This window comes from Secundilactobacillus odoratitofui DSM 19909 = JCM 15043 (genome assembly GCF_001434895.1).
GTDB classification, from domain to species: domain Bacteria; phylum Bacillota; class Bacilli; order Lactobacillales; family Lactobacillaceae; genus Secundilactobacillus; species Secundilactobacillus odoratitofui.
This window is the reverse complement of the sequence record NZ_AZEE01000027.1, coordinates 280,435-300,495: the sequence shown is the minus strand read 5'-3', so window position 1 is coordinate 300,495 and position 20,061 is coordinate 280,435. Positions and strand designations below refer to the sequence as shown.

10 protein-coding genes are annotated in these 20,061 nt (G+C 43.5%); all 10 read left to right on the top strand.

Annotated elements, in window-relative coordinates:
- Positions 1-56: 56 nt before the first annotated feature.
- Positions 57-563 carry a sigma-70 family RNA polymerase sigma factor gene (locus FD04_RS03690; RefSeq protein WP_056947112.1) on the top strand — a complete coding sequence of 169 codons (507 nt, stop codon included), beginning with the start codon at positions 57-59 and terminating at the stop codon, positions 561-563.
- A gap of 207 nt (positions 564-770) precedes the next feature.
- Complete coding sequence (locus tag FD04_RS03685; RefSeq protein WP_056947109.1) at positions 771-9,578, top strand: DUF7601 domain-containing protein; 8,808 nt, start codon at positions 771-773, stop codon at positions 9,576-9,578.
- Positions 9,579-9,847: 269 nt separating this feature from the next.
- Entirely contained in the window at positions 9,848-10,528 is a 681-nt protein-coding gene (gene rpiA, locus FD04_RS03680) for a ribose-5-phosphate isomerase RpiA (RefSeq protein WP_056947106.1), read from the top strand.
- 1,432 nt (positions 10,529-11,960) lie between these two features.
- Complete coding sequence (locus tag FD04_RS03675; RefSeq protein ID WP_056947495.1) at positions 11,961-13,214, top strand: NupC/NupG family nucleoside CNT transporter; 1,254 nt, start codon at positions 11,961-11,963, stop codon at positions 13,212-13,214.
- 269 nt (positions 13,215-13,483) lie between these two features.
- Positions 13,484-14,758, top strand: a complete 1,275-nt coding sequence (locus FD04_RS03670; RefSeq protein WP_235805651.1) for an NCS2 family permease — start codon at positions 13,484-13,486, stop codon at positions 14,756-14,758.
- A 31-nt stretch (positions 14,759-14,789) separates the two neighbouring features.
- On the top strand, positions 14,790-15,704 hold the full coding sequence (gene rihC, locus FD04_RS03665) for a ribonucleoside hydrolase RihC (protein ID WP_054699284.1): 915 nt from the start codon (positions 14,790-14,792) through the stop codon (positions 15,702-15,704).
- Positions 15,705-16,817: 1,113 nt separating this feature from the next.
- Entirely contained in the window at positions 16,818-17,549 is a 732-nt protein-coding gene (gene rsmG, locus FD04_RS03660; protein ID WP_054699286.1) for a 16S rRNA (guanine(527)-N(7))-methyltransferase RsmG, read from the top strand.
- A 15-nt stretch (positions 17,550-17,564) separates the two neighbouring features.
- Positions 17,565-18,389, top strand: coding sequence for a nucleoid occlusion protein (gene noc / locus FD04_RS03655; RefSeq protein ID WP_056947100.1), 825 nt, complete (start codon positions 17,565-17,567; stop codon positions 18,387-18,389).
- A gap of 16 nt (positions 18,390-18,405) precedes the next feature.
- Entirely contained in the window at positions 18,406-19,179 is a 774-nt protein-coding gene (locus FD04_RS03650; protein ID WP_056947097.1) for a ParA family protein, read from the top strand.
- A complete protein-coding gene (locus FD04_RS03645) occupies positions 19,163-20,044 on the top strand; it encodes a ParB/RepB/Spo0J family partition protein (protein ID WP_056947095.1) in 882 nt (293 codons plus the stop codon). The genes FD04_RS03650 and FD04_RS03645 overlap by 17 nt, the downstream gene beginning before the upstream one ends.
- Positions 20,045-20,061: the final 17 nt, after the last annotated feature.

Here is a 20,061-nt window from a genome sequence, read left to right as displayed (position 1 = left end):
CTAAGGTGTTAGGCGACCATAGCGCTATGGATCACTTGAATAAAGGGGTTCATAACATGAACAAGACACCAGCAGCATTTACTTTTCTACAAGAGGGCGACCACGTTGTTATTATCTATAGTGCATTGAAACGATTAGGCATTACGCCCAGTGACGACCGGTATGAAGACTTCGTTCAGGATGGTTGGCTTATTTTCCCAACCGTTTACGATAAATTTCCGGATGATCCCGCGACTAATCGCAGACAACTATTGAGTTACGCCCACCAGGCGCCGTATCGCCGGTTCTTAAACGCTATTCAAAAACAACAGCGACGAGATCGGATGAATGAGGATGATGCGGACGGATTAGTTGCGTTAGCGGAAGAGGGGGATTCATTTGCGGTTATCGAAGACGAGATGATTTTAAATGAATTACATGGTCGATTGAGTGACGATGCCGGCCGTTATTTGATCGATACGGTTAAGCACCATTTGACGCCCACCGAAATTGCTAAAAAATATGGCGTTTCAAGACCAACTGTCTATAAATGGCGACGCGAAGTACGAGACCAATTTAAATAATTTTTGAGACTTTGCGGATTCGTGCGACATAACGAATCCGTACTACATAAGGATTTAGAACCGTCACATAACCGATATGGTTGAAAAAAGCAACTAATTTGCGCTTCATAATCTGGTCAAAAATGGGCCAAATTTCGGACAAAATTGTTTGTTAGTCTTAAAGCATGAGAGAGGTCAACACAGACAAACAGAACGGAGGAAGTCGCAATGATGAAGGTACTAGTTCAAGTCGTGGCAGTATTCACCCTTGTATTTGGCACCTGTTACCAAAGCGTGTTGGCCTTAGCCAATGATACGCGTCGAGTTGATCTGACGAGTGTTCAACTGAACGACAAAAACGGTGCGAAAGTTAACCAGGTCAAGGTCGGCGAAGAACAACGCCTGGCAATGACCGTAACGATTAGCAACAAGGACGGTGATCAGGAGGATGGTTCGGCCAATCTCTGGTTACCAGAAAATCAACTTGAAGTTTTAAAAGCACAGGTTAAGGCTGAAGCAGGGACGGCGGATACTAACGCCAAACTCTACTTTGAACGTCGGCGTGACAAAACGTTACGGTTACGTTGGGAAAAAGTAGCGACGCAGATGACGTTTAAGTTGGATCTGCCAGTTAAACTAAAAACGCCGATGACGGCGATGGCACTACCAGTAGCAGTTGGTAGCGTGAAGACGTTCGCCCAACCAGTAACGGTGGTTGCGGCGGATACTGATGATGAAGCGCTAGCTGAAGCGGGCACTGGGGAGAGTTTACCGGTGGACCTATTAGCCGGACTGAATCAGTTTGTGCAGAGTGAAAAACTGCAGGAGCAGCAGGCGGCTGAGAAGGCGAAGGAAGAGGCGGCTGCTACTGAAAAAGAAGCAGCGGATGAGGCTGCTAAGGATAAGAATGAAGCAGATAACCAAGAGATAAAAGAACTGGAAGAAAATGAAAAGAAGGCTGACCAGGATAAAGTTGATCAGGCGGACGAAGACGCTAAGACTACAGAAGCCTTGAAAAAGAATAGTCGAACTGCGGATGCGGGCAGTAAGTCGGATGCACAGGAACGTGAATCTAGTGATAAGGCTACTAAATCGACTAAGGCGACAGATTTAAGTGGTCTTTTAGCTAAGAATGACGATCGGGATGCGGTTAGTTTTTTTGATAAAATTTTGATTAAGCAAGGCAATAATGTAACGGATATTACTGAAGCGGGTGTAAACGTTACTAATTTAACGGATTTTGATTTAACTTATGAGTGGAATTCAGAATCGTTAATTAATAAATTATCAAAATTGGAACCAGCACATCAGTTAGCCGTTGGTGATTCATATACGTTTAGAATTCACGGTTTAGGTAAGTTTTCAGAGGAAACTCAAAAGGGAAAAATTACGGCCAAAGTTGGTGCTAACAATGAAGAGGTTGCAGAATGGCAAATTGCAAGTGGTACAGAAGATGGTAATGACTATCAAGAAATCACAATCAAATTAACGAATGCCAAAATGCTTGATACCAACATTTCGTACTCAATGACTTTTTCTCAGAAGTATGTGAGTGGTGAGAAAATTGAATTTGAATACAACGATAGTGCCATTTGGTCGGTGACGCCTGAAGAAGAAAAAGGATGGCTGGAGAAAAATGGTCAATTTATTGATAATAATCAAATTCTTTGGACGGTAAAACTTAATTTAGCTGGCGTCAAAGATGATTTACGTTTTGAAGATATTCAATTGACGGATTGGTTAAAAGCCAATGATGGTGCAGCACACACGTTAGATGAAGACAGTTGGGATGTTCACTACGAAAACAGTGCCGACTCTTTAAAGGACTATTTCAGGGAATCACTGGGGACTGTGACAAATCTGGTAACGATTGAAGGTGTTAAACCAGAGACGGGTGAGTCAGCACAAGTTGACAAGACTAAAAAATACCTGGTATTTACGATTAAATCAACTTATGGTCAAGGCACAACTGGTACCTTCAAAAATTATGTAAAGGGTAACCTTGGTAAAAATTTAAAATTAAAACAGACGGAAGGCAGTTTAAGTGTCGTTAACAGTATTAAGAAAAGCGGCGGTGAGTACGAAGATGGAAAGTATTCCTGGACAGCGGATTTAGAATTTGACCTCAGTCAGTATACTGGTGATCAGGCAGTTAAAGATGCTTTGTCGACTTTGACAATCACTGATACTTTGGAGGGCGCGCACAAGTATGTTGAAGATTCATTAAAAATTGAATCGATCACGACGAATGGAACAGAAGACGTGACATCGTATTTTGAACTGACACCAGAAAGTGATGACAATCAGATGATTCTGGTGCCTAAACAAGGACAAATTGACAACCTGTTGACTGAATTCGGAAGTGGCAAGGTACATTTAAAGTTAACCTATGCAACTGAAGAAAAAGGTTCAGGAGATGTCTCGAAAATTGGAAACAGTATTAGTTTTGAGATTGAAGGCAAACAACAGAGTAGTGATAGCCAGTCAGGTAATGACAATGAACTGATTACTAAAGAAGGCGAATTAGACTACACCTATGTTGATGGCGACTTTGCAAAAATTAACTGGGTCTTGAGTGTGAATCCCAAGGGTAGAAGTTTTAAGACTTTAACCGTAATGGACTTACTTCCAAAGGGTGTTAAAGCCGAAGATGTTGTTATCTCTGTAAAGACCGATGATGGTAACTTTATACCAGTTGAAATTGGTAATAATGGAAAACTCAATCTTGAAATTCAAAGTGGATACTCGAATGGAAATCCGAAAGATAATTTATTTGATTTTGAGAAAAATAAAGATGACACAAGAAAACATGAAGCGCTGAAGTTTATCTTTAGTACTGATAATGGCAACGGGAACACTAGAAATGAAAAATTCCAAATTAAGCTTGAAACAAAACAACCCTGGGATGAGGGATATGTAAATGGAATCACAAATGGAAAAATTGAGAGATGGTATACAAATCACTCTGCAATTGTGTTTACTAATGGTGAAGATGAGCTGTACGATTCCCATGATGGCACTGTGAAAATTGAAGAGAATGTTTATACCAATGCACACAAACAAGCTAAACTCATTCTGAATGGAAATGATCCTAACAGTGGTAATCACACTGTGGAATGGCAAGTTGGGTTTGGCAGTCGGTTAAACAGTGAATTTGGTACTGGAAGTACTCAGGTTGATAAGGTAACAATAAAAGATATTTTAAACACTAACCAACCTGAATATCTCAGCTTTTTGAATGATCAATCGGCGTATAAACTTTATCAGATGAAGAGCATCAGTGAACGTGGTGAAAAAGTGGATGCCGATGATTATGAGATAACTTGGTCAGACGACAAGGCTGGGCGGACATTTACGATTAAATTTAATGAAAATGCGAATGATAAAGAATATCGACACTTAGCGCTTGTATTTGAAACACCAATTGATATGTCCGCTTGGGAACAATACGCTAAAGAGACAAACACACCAGGGATACCAGACGCATTTATTTTCCAAAATCATGCGTGGGTGTCATATGGTAGCTTCAAGAATTTAGAAGTAAAAGCAAGTACGAGTCTAAGTTCTAATGGAATTTTCGGTAGTAAAGAAAGTTCAAAAATGGATGGCAACCAAATCAACTGGCAAGTTGTTATGAATGCGGATGGGCAAAGTATTGGTAAGCCTAAAATAGAAGATACTTTAAAAGGCAACCATATTCATGATATTGATCCTGATGCATTAGAAGTATCGTTTGTAAGTGTTAAACACACCCAAAATGGTGGTGGATTCAATTTCACAGTTGATGAAAATATTGAACCAGATGTACTGGTGCTGGGAAAAGATTATGAAGTGAGCTACTCAGATGATTATTCAAAGATGAAAATTACGATGTTATCTGATGTGAATCGACCACTTCAAATCAAGTATCGGACATTACTGCAAACTCGGGATGAAAATTATCAAAATGAAGTCTCTATTTCGGCTGGTTATTACAGTGACAGCTATACGAAAAAGGTTGACTTCGATGCAGATGCGTTCATGGACAATTGGACGATTAGATTCGCAAAAGTTGATGGTAATAACGGGACACCGCTGTCTGATGTGAAATTTAAACTGCAGAAACTAGAAAATGGAAATTGGTCAGACGCAAAGGGTATCGATGGAACACCATATGGTACAGTGTCATCGACAAAAGACGGTTACGTTCAGTTCCATATGCTAGGTACGCTGGCCCGGTATCGGCTGATTGAAGTTGGTGCTCGTGAAGGTTATGACGGGCAAATCCCGCCAATCGAATTTACAATGACGAGCGCTAAAGAAGCCGGTTGGTTGGATAAGTGTCCTGAAATCAAAAACTACGCAGTCGAACCAGGCAACTTAACTCTTCGTAAATTAACAGCCGGTTTGGCAGACAACAAGCAGTTCGATTTCAAAGTGTACGCATATAGCAACAAAAAAGTTAACAATGAAACAATTGTTGATACAAACTTCAACGGCAGCTATAAGTTATCTGATGGCAGCACAGTTAAGTTTACTAATGGCGTCAGTGATACCATCAAGGTGACTGGTAGCGAGGCACGGACTATTTTGAACTTACCGACAGAAGGCTATGACGCAGATGAAAAAGCCTATGATCGCGAGTATCAGGTGGAAGAAACCAGCACTGGTGACTTCATGACATCGATTGCGGTGAATGGTGCCGATTATCAACCTGGCAACCTGTCTAGTAAATTTATGTTAGAGAAGGCAACGCCTAACGCGGTGACCATTAACGTGAAAAACACTGCGCGCAAGGGTAATCTCGAACTTAGTAAGCAGGTCATCAGTAGTAAGGCAGAAGACTTAACGAAGCCGTTTGAGTTTACGATTCAAGCTGATGATGATGAAACTAAGGCTAAGGTGGCTAATGAACGGTTTGATACTGAAGGACCACGAAATTCAATTAGCTTTAATCAAGATGGTCAAGCAACAGTTTATCTAAAGCATACTGAGCAACTGTTGATTAAGGATTTACCTGAAAACGCACAGTTTAAAATTACCGAAAAGATTGAAGATGATTTTACAACCTCTTCGTCGCTTAACGGCAACGATTTTGCAGCAAGTCAAGTCGTAGATGTGACGATTGAAAATCAAACGGACCAAACGGCTGTGTTTAAAAACAGCCGCGAAGATGCCGGGCAAATCAGGTTAGAGAAGCGGATTGCGGGTAATGTTGATGCAGAGCATGAGTTTGATTTTACAATCAAAGCCAATAAAGCACTTAGTGGTAAATATCGGTATGAAATTTATCAGTTAAATCAACAGCACGGCGAAGATGGTGACGATTTAGTGTTTGACAGTAAGAATGAGGCCACAATAACGCTAAAAGGTGACCAATATGCGTTGATCTATGGTCTGCCACTGGGAACAGCCTACACGATTACTGAAGAAAATCCTAACGTCAAGAATATGACGACGAGTTGGCAAACGAAGACTTCGAGTAAGACAGATAGCCGTGAAGCTGACCCAATCACACTTGAATCTAATAACGCCATGGAAAAGGTAACGTTCACTAATGAATTGCCGAATGGTGAGCTAACGTTAGGCAAACGCGTGGTTTCTGGCGTGGCTGGTGATCAAGCTAAACTGTTCGAATTTGTTATTCAAGCAAAAGATGAAACAGTTGAAGATGTGAAAGATCAAAAATATGCAGTATCAAATTATGAGGACAAGCAAATCCGTTTTGACGGCGATGGACGCGCCGTAGTTAATTTAGAACACAAGCAGACCATCACCATTTCCGGTTTGCCAGCCGGCGCTAAGTTTACCATCAAAGAAACACCGCAAGATGAATTTAAGATCACGCATCAGGTCAATGATGGACCAAGTCATGTACAGGACACCACTGGCCTCGACACTGAGATTGTTAAAGATGATACTCAAAAGCTGATCTATACCAACACCCGCCGCGGCGAAGGCGAACTGTTACTTGAAAAAATTGCTATGGGAACTTACCCAACCGATAAATTGGTGACGTTTACCATAACTGATGAGTTGAAACTCACTGAAGACTTTGAAGCAATTTTGAAAAGAGCTGATGGCACCGAAGCTAAGAGAACCGTTAAATTCGTGGCGGGTGAGGCTGAGGTTAAAATTAATCCAGGCGAACAGATGCTGATTAAAGGTTTGCCGGAACAAGCCTATACTGTCCGAGAAGAAGACCAAGATGATAACGTGGTGACCACTTCCCAGATTAACTCGGGTGACTTCAAGTACGAAGTTGAGGCGAATCCTGCAGAAGTTCAAAATAATGAAACGGTCGTGGTGACTTTCACCAATCGAATTGAAACTGGTGATTTAACACTTCGAAAGACCGTGGTAAGCGACGATAAAGCGGATATGAATCAGGAATTCAAGTTCGAAATTCGTGCGGATGAAACTACCAAAAACTTGGTGGCTGGTAAGACGTACAAGGTAACGAACCATCCCGAAACCAAGAAAGTAGAATTTGACGCAGAGGGTCTGGCAACTCTGACCCTGAAACACGGTGATGAAGTGGTTATCAATGAATTACCGGTAGACGTCAGTTTAACGGTAGTGGAAACTGAAGCAGCAGGGTTAACACCAATGTGGAACCTGAATAATCAAGGTGGCTACCAAGATTTAACGGCGACCCAGGCGCCAGAAGTGACGATTGCTTACGGTGAGAATGACGTTATCTCTTACCGAAATAGCGAAGTGCCTAAACCGCCTGTTGGTAGTTTACGAATTGATAAGATAGTGACGGGTGCTGACAATAGCAAACGGAGTTATAAGTTTGAAGTTCAGGCTGACATTGATGATGGCGGTTATCCACTCACGGTTTATCAACGTGAAACGGGCCATCTAGCGCATAGTCGTCAGTTAGAGTTTGAAGATGGCAACGCTTCGCTCGAACTTAAGGCAGATCAATATGCGGTGATCGATAATCTGCCACTGAGTGACTACACTGTCAGCGAAGTGGATCCGGAGATTGATAACATGGAGACAACTTGGTCAGTGAATAATAACGACCCACAAGTTGGCTTAGAAGCTGATTCACAACCAGTGACAGCAGATAAAATCACCCGTGTGACGTTCAATAACCGAATTAAAACCGGGACATTAGTGGTTGAAAAACAAGTGATGGGCACCGACAACCTCAATCAGTCCTTCGAGTTTACAATCGAAGCGCGTCGGCGTCATCAAACCAACACGCACTTCAATGGTGACTATACCGCAACCTTCACGCGGCAAGATGGCACTCAGATGACTGAAACGGTGACGTTCAAGGATGGCAAATTAAAGGTCAACTTGAAGCATGGTGATAAGGTACAACTTAATCACTTGCCAACTGGCGTACGGTTCAAAGTGAGTGAACAAAAGGTTGATCGATTCGATGCCACATATCAAGTTGATGGTGGCGAACAACAAGACCATCAGGCAGGACCAACCGTTCAAATCAAGGACGAAAAACAAACAACGGTCCGTTATACGAATACTTGGCAGGGTGACGGACAGCTGCTATTAGAGAAGATTGCAGCCGGTGATTACCCAACTAATACGCCAATCGACTTCGAAATTACGGGGCAAGATAACCTGAATGGGACGTTTGAAGCGACGTATACGCAAGCAAACGGTCATGAAATCACTAAACAGGTGCCGTTTGAAGCGGGTCAGGCCAAGGTGACGTTTATGCCTGGCGAAAAGCTATTGATCAAGAACCTGCCGTTACAAAACTACACGGTGACAGAGGCTAAACAGGCTGACCGAGTTGAGACAACTTGGCAGGTTGATGAGCAGAAGGGTGAGGGTTTGACAACTCAGCCAATTGCGTTAAAGCAGGGCCATACGAGTCATGTGGTCTACACGAACCTCATCAAATCTGGTAGCGTGATCGTTGAAAAACAAGTGACCGGTGCGATGGTCGCGGCTGATTTGAATCGTCAGTTTGAATTTACGTTAACCGCACAACGTGAAGTAACGACGGATGAAGTCAAAGATGATAGCACAACGGCACCGACTACGACTGAACCAGTTTATGAATTGGACAAACTGTTTGAGGGTGATTATAAAGCCACCTTAACTCGAACAGATGGTGAACAAGTGACGCAGACGGTGAGTTTTGAAGCCGGACAGTTGGTTGTTAAACTTCGCGCTGGTGAACGGCTCCAAATCAAAGGTTTACCGGAAGAACAGCGACTCATCATTTCGGAAACGCCTGAAGTTGAGTTCATTACGACCCATCAGGTGAATAGTGGTGAGGTGACTGCAGGTCACGAAACGACCGGAATCACAACGTCGGCAGATCAGGTTCAACGCGTGACCTTCATAAACGATCGACCAGTCACACCGCAAGTTGCTTGGCTTGCTTTAACTAAGTCAGTGCTGGGCGAAGCGGGCGAAAAAGACCGTGCCTTTAACTTCAACGTTTACTTGCACGATCACGTGCTGAACCCGATCACTGGCACCGTTCAAATCGTTAAGACAACGGCTGCTGGTACCAGCGAAACCGGGCAGTTGATGTTAGACGAGAATGGCGCAGGACAAGTCGCATTACAACACGGTGAGACAGTTCGGATCGAATTACCGGATGGGGCTCATTACCAAATTGTGGAAGATGACTATACCAGTGATGGCTACGTGACGACAACGAGTCAGGGCGCTAATCCAGTTCGTGAAGGCACCACCGTTACCGGTGTGGTGAGTCAAAGTCAGCCTAATGCTGCCAAGGTCGTTTATTACAACCGGGCGGATCCAGTGACTGAAGATCAACCACATACTGATACGGATGATGATGAAACGACACCGGACTTCGTTGGACCTGCTACTGAGGATCCTAGTGATGACCTAGATGGTTCAGCGTTGCCACAAGCGCATACCAGTACTGGTACGGGTTCAGGGACGACGTCAACGAGACCGATGAGTTCAAGCAGCAAGGGCTTCTTACCACAAACCGGTGAATTTTTGAAGGATAACTGGCTGATGGTCCTAGGACTTCTGATCTTAGTAACAGCGTTCGGTGTTAAAGTGACACTGATGAAAAAACGTAAATAATTAAGTCGTAAATTTTGAGAAGGAGAATAGTGGTTATTAAATCCCGTGTAGCGGTGTTGCTACGCGGGATTTTTACGTACTGGAATGAATGACGGTGTGGGTAATAGAGGGAATTTCGCGAAGAAATGGGTGAAACGACTCTAGAACCTTGTTTACCTAAAAAACTCAATTATCGGTAACGCTTACAAGTTGACCACCGCATAATTATCGCCTAGTATAGTGGTTGAAATAAAAGTTAATAAAAACGTTTTACTAACTCGGGAGGACTCATGAAAACACAAGACGAGCTCAAAAAAATTGCGGGCTACAAAGCAGCAGAATTAGTTGAAGATGGTATGACAGTGGGTTTAGGAACTGGTAGCACGGTTCGTTACCTGCTTGACGCCCTTGGCGAACGGATCAAAAAAGACGGCGTTCACTTTACGGGTGTGCCAACTTCAAAGCGGACGGCAGACTATGGCCGTAATCTAGGGATGGAAATCAAGTCACTAGATGACGTTGATCAAATTGATATCACGATTGATGGCGCGGATGAAGTTGACCCAGCAATCAACGGTATCAAGGGTGGCGGCGGCGCACAGACTTGGGAGAAGCTAGTTGCAACTAACTCCAAGCAATGTGCCTGGATCGTTGATGAAAGCAAAGTGGTTGATCAACTCGGTAAGTTCCCATTGCCAGTTGAAGTGTTATCGTACGGTCACCATCAATTGGTGAAGCGGTTTGAAGAGATGGGTTATAACCCAGTTGTTCGTGAAAAGGACGGTCAACTCTTCAAGACCGATGAAGGCAACATCATTGTTGACTTACATCTTGATAAGATTGCAGCACCATATGATTTGGCTGACCAGTTAAGTAATATGACTGGTGTGGTTGAACACGGTCTGTTCTTAGATATGACCCAAACGGTGGTCGTTGGTACCCAAGATGGTGCAGTGGTGAAAACTAAGTAATTTGGTTTAACCAATCAAAATTTAACGGTGGTACGTGGTCTAAGACTACGTGCCATTTTTGTTTATCTCGGCCTCGAAGTGGGCTGAAATGCGAAAAAATTGAGACGCCGTAAACTTAAGTAAAAGCACTAAAATATCTCAAAATTTAATAGTCTATAAAGCCAGTGATATCAAGGCTTTACTGATGGTTGCTCAAAAAATAACAAAAAGGTGGTCATTTTAGTTGTAAACGATTACATTTGATGATATGATATAACCGTGGAAGAGATAAGGACTTAAACCAAGACGTTTCCATTTGTAGAGTCCCACCGATTATGAAGTTGATTTACTCCCGTTTTGTAAGTCGAAGTGAATGATTGGTAACAGACAGAAACAACGTTTGGTCCAACAGAGTTAAAGTGTCATAGATTTAACGGTTCACAGCGTGAATTTCTAACGAACGCTAGCCACCTAAGTTTAGTTCCACTTTACAACTTAATAAGTTACACGTGCTTAGCGTTTCCGCATAAAACGTACGAATATCTTAGATGTAGTGATATCCGCTTAGGGGTTACAAAGGGTTCGAATGTGATGTAGGCTGGGTTTATGCGATGGTTATGCAATAACCTCTCGAGTGTAAAGAGTCGAAGTCATGAGATTCAAAAGGTTTAAAGTTTTAAGTGTTAGATTCACCATCTGGTTAAACGGTAATTGAAACTAACGTACGAATGACGAATAAATTACGGCAGTTGATCAGAAATTAAGTATTTGAGGCGATAGACTATTAATTTAATTTTTACGAAACGGGTCTATTGGTTTAATAACCAAGTCTCTTCCAAAGCATCATAGGGCTTAAGGCTGAGTATCCAAACTATCAACCTTGAGTCTTATTTTTTGGGCTAATTTTACTTAGAAATGATATAATAGTGTTCCTTGGCAGGGGCAACTGAAGAAATATGGGCATTTCTTCTTTGTGTAAAAGGATTTACCTGTTGATGAAACAAGTGTAAGTCCTTTTTTTCTTTGCCTTGAATGTGCTGTATTAGTGGCTTCTTTCATTTATTTTCAAAAACTTGAAAAATCAAATGAAAGTTAAACCGTTTCACTAAAAAGTTTCATGGAATTCTGGTTTACGGCTTTCATGAAACAAGGTAGAATTAGTCACGACCTTATTCGCTTGATGTGTGGTCAAGCAAGTAGGTCAATCTGGTTAACGATGATTAGGGCGAATCGGTACTGTTAACCAAGGGTGAGTTGATAACGTTGGGTGTTTAGCGCTAGTGTATGTGCCATTATTCTGTTTTCAAAGCGACTAAACACCGGACGGCATGAACGATCTAAGGACTACAGTATCGACGTTAACCGCGTTGTATGTAGAAGTGAACGTTTCCGTGATATGGGTTATTACGGTGACGCAAACGAAATCTTAGAAAGAGGGTTTAGTTTAATGTCGATGTACTTAATCGTCAACATTATTGGGGTTTTAGTTTATCTCGGGATCGCGTTCCTATTCTCGAAGAAAAAGAAGGCAATCAACTGGAAGTCAACAGCCATTGTGCTGGTATTGACACTTGTGATTGCTTGGATCTTGACCAGTTTCTCTTGGGGTCGTGATGCAGTGCAAGCTGCAGCCAACGGCTTTAACTGGTTAGTACAGGTTGCTTATCAAGGGATCGTGTTCGCACTTCCTAACTGGGTAACTGCCGACTACGGTGGGACTGCCAAGACGATGAACTTCGTTACGAGTTCATTGCTACCAATCCTGCTAATTGTGCCAATGTTTGATATCTTAACTTACATTGGCGTCTTACCATGGATCATCAAATGGATCGGCCGTGGGTTATCAGCAATTACTGGTCAACCGAAGTTCGAATCATTCTTCTCAGTTGAAATGATGTTCCTTGGTAACACTGAAGCCTTAGCCGTTTCACGTCTACAAATTCAAACGATGCGTGCAGAACGTAACGTGACCTTGGCCATGATGTCGATGTCATGTATCACTGCCTCCATTGTCGGTGCCTATACTCAAATGGTGCCAGGTAACTACGTTTTGACTGCCATTCCACTGAACATTTTGAATGCAATCGTGGTCACTAATATCTTGAACCCAGTCGACGTGACGAAGGAAGAAGATACCATTGCCAAAATTGGTGGCGCTTCTGCTGCTGAAGAAGCTGAGATGGATGATGGTAAGAAAGAACCATTCTTCTCATTCTTGGGTGATTCTATCTTGGGTGCCGGTCGTTTGATCTTGATCATTGCCGCTAACGTTATCGCTTTCGTTGCTTTAGCTGCTTTGATTGATAAGATTTTGGCCCTCTTCAACCCTTGGCTCTCACTTGAACACATCTTGGGTATCATCATGTTCCCATTCGCATGGTTAATGGGTCTCGATGTTCACGATGCGTTCCAGTTCGCGCAATACATGGGTACCAAGCTGGTTACTAACGAATTCGTTGTTATGGGTAAGATTGCCCCAACAATTCACGATGTAACTAAGTACGGTGCGCACTATCAAGCACAATTGACGGTCTTCTTGACTTCATTTGCTAACTTCAGTACCACTGGTATGATTATCGGTGCCTTCAAGGGCTTGGCTGACAAGGAATCAAACGCCTTGATTTCTAAGAACGTTGGTTACATGCTCTTATCTGGTATCTTAGTATCACTCTTATCAGCTGGTATCGTTGGGCTGTTTGTTTGGTAATCATTGATTCGCATAGTTAATACTTGGTAGTTGAGACTATGTCATCGAACAGAACTTGATAATGAATTAATAACCACGAACAGCCCAGATCGAGGATTCTTTCGGTCTGGGCTGTTGATGTTTTAGGGTGTCGACCCCGGTCATATACCGGCTGAAACCCATCTTCAAATGAATTTGAAGATGCAACCCCGATCACAAACGTCGCGATGACGAAAGGATAGGGATTTTTCTATATGAAACAAGTGCAACAGATTGTAGCAAAGAACGACATGTCACTCAAGCAAGTCTGGCAGGATAAAAAGGTCCTTAAGCAAGAAATTGTTGCGGGGCTCACCGGTTTTTTTGCGATTTCTTATATCATCTTAGTCAACCCGATGATTCTCAAAGATGCTGGTATTCCAACTGACTTGAGCGTGTTTGCCACGATCATCAGTTCAGTGATTGGCTGTTTGATTATGGGGTTCTACGCGAATGCACCGATTATTTTAACACCGGGAATGGGTGTCAACGCTTTCTTTACCTACACAATATGCTCTACAATGGGGTTGTCATGGCAAGTGGCCGTGGCAATTTCAATGGTGGCCAGCTTTATCTATATACTGGTGGCCTTTACTAAGTTGAGCCATTTACTAGCAGAAGCCATTCCGCAATCTTTGAAGAGTGGTATCACGGCAGGGATTGGTCTTTTCTTAGTTGAAATTGGACTTGAAAAAGCTGGCCTGATTGTAGCTGGTAAGAATTCACTGATCGTACTTGGAAATTTGACGACGCCAGGTCCATTACTGGCAATTTTCGGTATATTGCTGAGTGTTATTTTATACTTGCGCAACGTGCCGGGTAACTTCCTAATTGGAATCGTTGTGACCAGTGCGATTGGCGTCCTCCTCGGTATTAAGGACGATGACAGTGTGAGTGTTCATCTGTCGCGATTGGCAGATTATCACCAGATTTTACTGCATGGTGATTTTTCGAAGCTGTTGACCATTCCCTTCGTGCTCGCCGCCTTTTCGATGACCATGATTTTGGTCTTCGAGTCAATGGGGTTGCTACAGGGTGTGTTACCAGATGACCGGAAGTTTAAAAAGTCATTTCAGGCAAGTTCTGTTACGGCTCTGCTTTCAGGTGCTTTGGGGACGAGTCCAACCGTTGCGGCTGCCGAAAGTGCTTCTGGTATTGAAACGGGTGGCCGGACCGGTGTGATGGCAATTACGGCTGGTGTTTTGTTTGGCATTTCGTTGTTCTTTGTACCATTGTTGGCTTATGTGCCGCAAGCTGCAATTGCACCTGTGATCGTAATTACGGGTGCAATTATGATGGAAGCCATCGGCAGTATCGATATGCACGATTTTGCAGCCTGGTTCCCAGCGTTTTTGATCATTGTGTTGATTCCGTTGACCAACAGTATTTCAACGGGACTAGCATTTGGCTTCGTCTTCTACCCAATTTTACGATTGGCGTCAGGCGATGGTCGTAACGTCAGCCCAGCAATGTATGTTTTGGGCGGTTTGTTTCTCATTGATTTAGTGTTAAGTGCTCTACTTTAAAATCTTAGTTTAGTATGGAGGCTATTTTATTATGACAATCAAAATTATCATGGATACAGATCCAGGTATCGACGACGCAGCTGCTTTAACGATGGCAATCAACGACCCACAAATTGACCTGAAATTGATCACCACGGTGGCCGGTAATGTGACCGTTGATAAAACCACTAAGAATGCTTTGAAGATCGTACGGTTCTTCAATTCGGACATTCCAGTTGCAGCTGGTGCTGAACAACCATTGATCAAGCCGTTTGAAGATGCGGCCCGTATCCATGGTGAATCAGGGATGCCTGGTTATGATTTTCCAGAGGATTTGCCAAAGCCATTAAACAAGACCGCGGTTGAAGCACTTCACGACGAAATCATGGCCAATGATGAAAAAATTACGCTGGTACCAACCGGTTCATACACTAACATTGCACTGTTATTCTCAGAATATCCTGAGGTAAAGGACCACATCGAACGCATCGTTGCGATGGGTGGTACTTTAGGCTACGGCAACATGACCAGTGCAGCTGAATTCAACGTCTTCACTGATCCTCATGCTGCTAATATCGTTTACAACGCAGGTATTCCAATCGTGATGGTTGGCCTAGACATTACCATGAAGGCTTTGTTGACGCCAGCTAGTCTTGAAAAGCTCGAACAGTTAAACGAAACTGGTAAGATGCTGCATGACATCATTATTCATGATGGTGATCAGTCAGACGCTGGTAGTGCCGTGCACGATGTGAACACGATCTTCTACTTGCTTCACCCAGAAGCCATTAAGACTGAAGATATGTGGGTCGATGTTGTCACGGACGGTCCTGCAATGGGCGAAACAGTTGGTGACATTCGTGGCGCATACCACGATGGCAAGATCAACACGTCAGTTTGTGTTGACATTGACGATGAAGCCTTTAACAAGTGGTTCTTGGACGAAGTTTCAAAAATCAATCAATAATTAACGCGTTACGCTGTTTATACCACTATACAAATTAAACCGATTCGGGCTGTAAGGGGCTTGAATCGGTTTTTGATTTTAATTGATTTGGCTGGCCTCCTCCGGCCGCCAGTTCTTTCGGGTCCTGGTGGCTGTGGGACCAGCTTCAACCGCTGCGCGTTTTCCGCCTCGCCACTGAGCCCAAAGTGCAGGTCTCAGTGACGTCCAATGTTGTAAGGCTAAAGCAAGCCACGATGGTGCCGTGCCTCACTTTAACCTAACAACATTTTTCACTGCCACCAGCACCCGAAAGAACTGACGACACTCCGGCTGGGTTTGCGGTGACGCAGATGAGTTTAATCATTGGTACAGTGCCTATTGTAAAATAGGTGCATAGCGAGGAATTGTATGGTTGCAGTAGTATTAGGTGCAATGATTGTTAAACTTGTAATGACGCCAAATGTGCTAAATTTGTTTTGCACCTATTGTTTTATAGGCACTGTCTCGGATGATGTTAGCACTATAGTTTAGTTGAACGGCGCGATATAGCAATAATCAATTGTGTTTCGTTGTCATATCCATGGTGATTCAACGTAACGACAACGGAGATCAGCGGGCTTTTTCGGTTGCAGTGACAAGCCCTTGTTAGCGCCTTTGGCGGTTACAAGGACTGGACGCTTATAAGCCTCACGATTTTTGTGAGGCTTATAATCGAGGTGAAAGACACGCAAGTGGCTGAAATCGGTCCCACAGCAACCGAAAAAGCCCGCTGATCGGAGTGAAAGTGGCAGGATAGGGTGTGTAAGATTCGCAACTGACAATGTACACAACAAAATTCTCACAGCAACAAACAAATCACCGATCGGAATTAGAGTGACTGAAGCAAGTCAAATAACTTTTTAACGTCAGCCAGTAGTGTCCAACCTGGAAATTTAGTATAATTTTAGAGTTGAACAAAACAGAAAATTGGTGGGTAATTGTTACAGTGGCCGTAAGTGCTTGCAAGTGGACAATCGTAAAGGTTCACGATTCATTATTAAGGCTTACGGGGTCTTGCTTCCTGCCTTTAATTACGGTACAGTAGAACAGGATGTGAAACACATTGTTTCACAGAATTGGAGTAGGAGAATCGGCATGAACGATAGTCAATTTACCGCTGCGTTAGCGAAACAGGGCATCACCCTGTCACAAACGCAGCTTGAACAGTTTAATCAATATTTTGAGCGCTTGGTTGAAACTAACCAGCACTTGAACTTGACCACGATCACAGATCGCCCAGACGTTTATCTGAAGCACTTTTATGATTCGGTTACGCCGGCGTTCTACGTGCCTGAACTCCGGACGGAAGCGTTGACGCTTTGTGACGTGGGCGCTGGTGCCGGATTTCCATCACTGCCGTTGAAGATTTTATTTCCGCAATTGAAGGTCACTATTGTGGATTCGCTGAATAAACGAATCAATTTTTTAAAGGCTTTAATTGATGAACTGGGACTGACGGATGTTGCGGTATACCATGCCAGAGCTGAAGAATTTGGCGGTAAACGCTCAGAACATCGAGAAGCCTACGATGTCGTAACTGCACGAGCCGTGGCGCGGATGAGTGTGTTAAGCGAACTTTGCTTGCCATTGGTCAAATTGCATGGGCAGTTTATTGCACTGAAGGCTCAACAGACCGAAAATGAACTAACACAGTCTAACCAAGCAATCGCACTATTGGGCGGTAAGCTGGCGCTAGATCAGGCGTTTGAATTACCTGAGTCAGGGGATGAACGCCATATCGTGGTGGTGGATAAGGTGAAACCAACGCCAAAACGCTATCCGCGCAAGGCCGGTACACCTAATAAAGAACCACTTGGTAATGGGTAGAAAGGGGATGTCGTGATGGCGTTTTCGTTGTTTGGTCGGGATAAGGCCAATAAAACTGAGAGCGAAACAGTGAAACAAAACGTGGTCATGGTACCTGTTGATGCCATTGTGCCGAACCGGTTTCAGCCTCGACAGGTTTTTGATGAGCGAGGAATCGTTGAGTTGGCTCAGACCATTTCAGAACATGGGCTACTGCAACCAATCGTTGTGCGAGAGTATGAGCCACATCATTATGAGATTATTGCTGGCGAACGACGCTTCCGGGCGGTTAAGTCGTTAAAATGGCGGGAAGTTGCGGCCATTATTCAGACGATGTCTGATGATGAAACGGCGTCATTAGCGCTGATTGAAAACTTGCAACGTGAAGAATTATCGCCTATCGAAGAAGCGCAGGCCTATCAAGCGCTTATGAAACTGAACCAACTGACGCAAAGCCAATTGGCTAAAAACGTTGGTAAAAGTCAGTCGTTTATTGCGAACAAGTTACGCTTGTTGAAGTTGAGTGATCCAGTTCAAACGGCAATTTTAAATCACGAGATCAGCGAACGTCACGGCCGAGCACTATTGGCGGTAACACCATTGCAACAAGAAAAACTGTTGAAGCGGATCATTTCCGATCACTTAACGGTTAGAGATGCTGAGCGGTTGATTCAGCGTAGCCGAGCCAAGGCTAAGCCAAAGCCGACGATTCGCTCAGTGTCTTCAGATACCCGGATTGCGGTTAATACCATAAAAGAATCACTGAAGATGGTAAATAACGCTGGTTTAGATGTCAAAACGACCGAAGAAGACGATCCGGACCGTTACCGTATTATCATTGATATTATGAAAAAATCATAAAGGAGTGAGAAAACCGATGGCAGATATTATTGCGCTTGCGAACCAAAAAGGTGGCGTTGGTAAAACCACAACGGGTGTTAACTTAGGAGCCGGTCTCGCTAATTTGGGCAACCGGGTCTTAATCGTTGATATTGATGCACAGGGGAACGCAACAAGTGGTGTGGGTATCGCCAAATCCGCAATCACTAAAGACATTTACGATGTGCTTGTCAACGAAGAGCCCATTACCGACGTGATTTTACATACGAGTCATAAGGGGTTAGATATTGCACCTGCTACGATTCAACTGTCTGGTGCTGAAATTGAGCTGACCGCGCAAATTGCTCGGGAAACGCGTTTGTTAGGCGCACTTAAGGCTGTTTCAGATCAATACGATTTTATTTTGGTGGATTGTCCACCTTCGCTTGGGTTATTGACGATTAACGCCTTTACCGCAAGTAACTCAATCTTGATTCCAGTTCAAAGTGAGTACTACGCGCTTGAAGGCTTAAGCCAATTACTTAACACGATTCAATTGGTCCGCAAACACTTCAACCCTGATCTTAAGATTGAGGGTGTTTTGTTAACGATGTATGATGCCCGGACCAACTTGGGCAGACAGGTTAACGAAGAAGTTAAAAAGTACTTTAAAGATAAAGTGTACGAAACGATCATTCCACGAAACGTGCGACTTTCAGAGGCACCAAGTCATGGTTTGCCAATTATGGATTATGATCCAAAGTCAACCGGTGCTCTCGTTTATACGCAACTTGCAAAGGAAGTGGCAGCTGCCCATGGCAAACAAAAATAATAAGGGATTAGGACGCGGCATTGAAGCATTGTTTGCGGATAATAGCGTTGATCCAGAAGTAGAAACAGTCATTGATGTTAAGCTCGATCAGATTCGGCCTAATCCGTATCAACCACGGCAAAAATTCGACCAGACGGCACTCAAAGATCTTGCACGTTCGATTGAAAAGTCTGGCGTTTTCCAGCCCATCATCCTGCGTCAGCCAGATCCAGAGGTGGCGCGTTATGAAATTTTAGCTGGTGAGCGGCGTTACCGGGCTTCTAAGCTGGTTAAAAATGAAACCATTCCAGCGATTATTCGCGAAGTTACCGAAGCTCAGATGATGGAAATTGCTGTCATGGAAAACCTGCAGCGTGAAGACTTAACTCCGCTCGAAGAGGCTGAAGCCTACGAAATGCTGATGAGTAAACTAAAGCTGACACAGGCCGAAGTATCATCACGGTTGGGTAAGAGTCGGCCATATATCGCCAACTATTTACGTTTATTGGGTTTGCCTAAGCAAGTCAAAGACTTGTTGCAAAAAAAGCGCCTTTCAATGGGACAAGCCAGAACGCTATTGTCACTGAAGGATCGTTCACAGATGGTTAGTCTTGCAAATAAGGCTGCTGACGGTAAAATGACGGTGCGTGCACTAGAGGGCGTCGTCAACAAAATGAACGGTCAGGCGGAAGCTAAACCAAAGAAGCGCGCAAAGCAAAAGTCACCTTATCTTCGTGCGGGTGAAAATGTGTTACAAGAAAAATTTGGCACGCAGGTTTCCATCAATGAAGCCAAGGAAGCCGGTCAGGGTAAGATTGAAATCGAGTATTTGTCAGATGAAGACCTTAACCGCATTTTGGACATCTTAGACGTGCACCTTGATTAAACGTGCGGTGGCAAGTA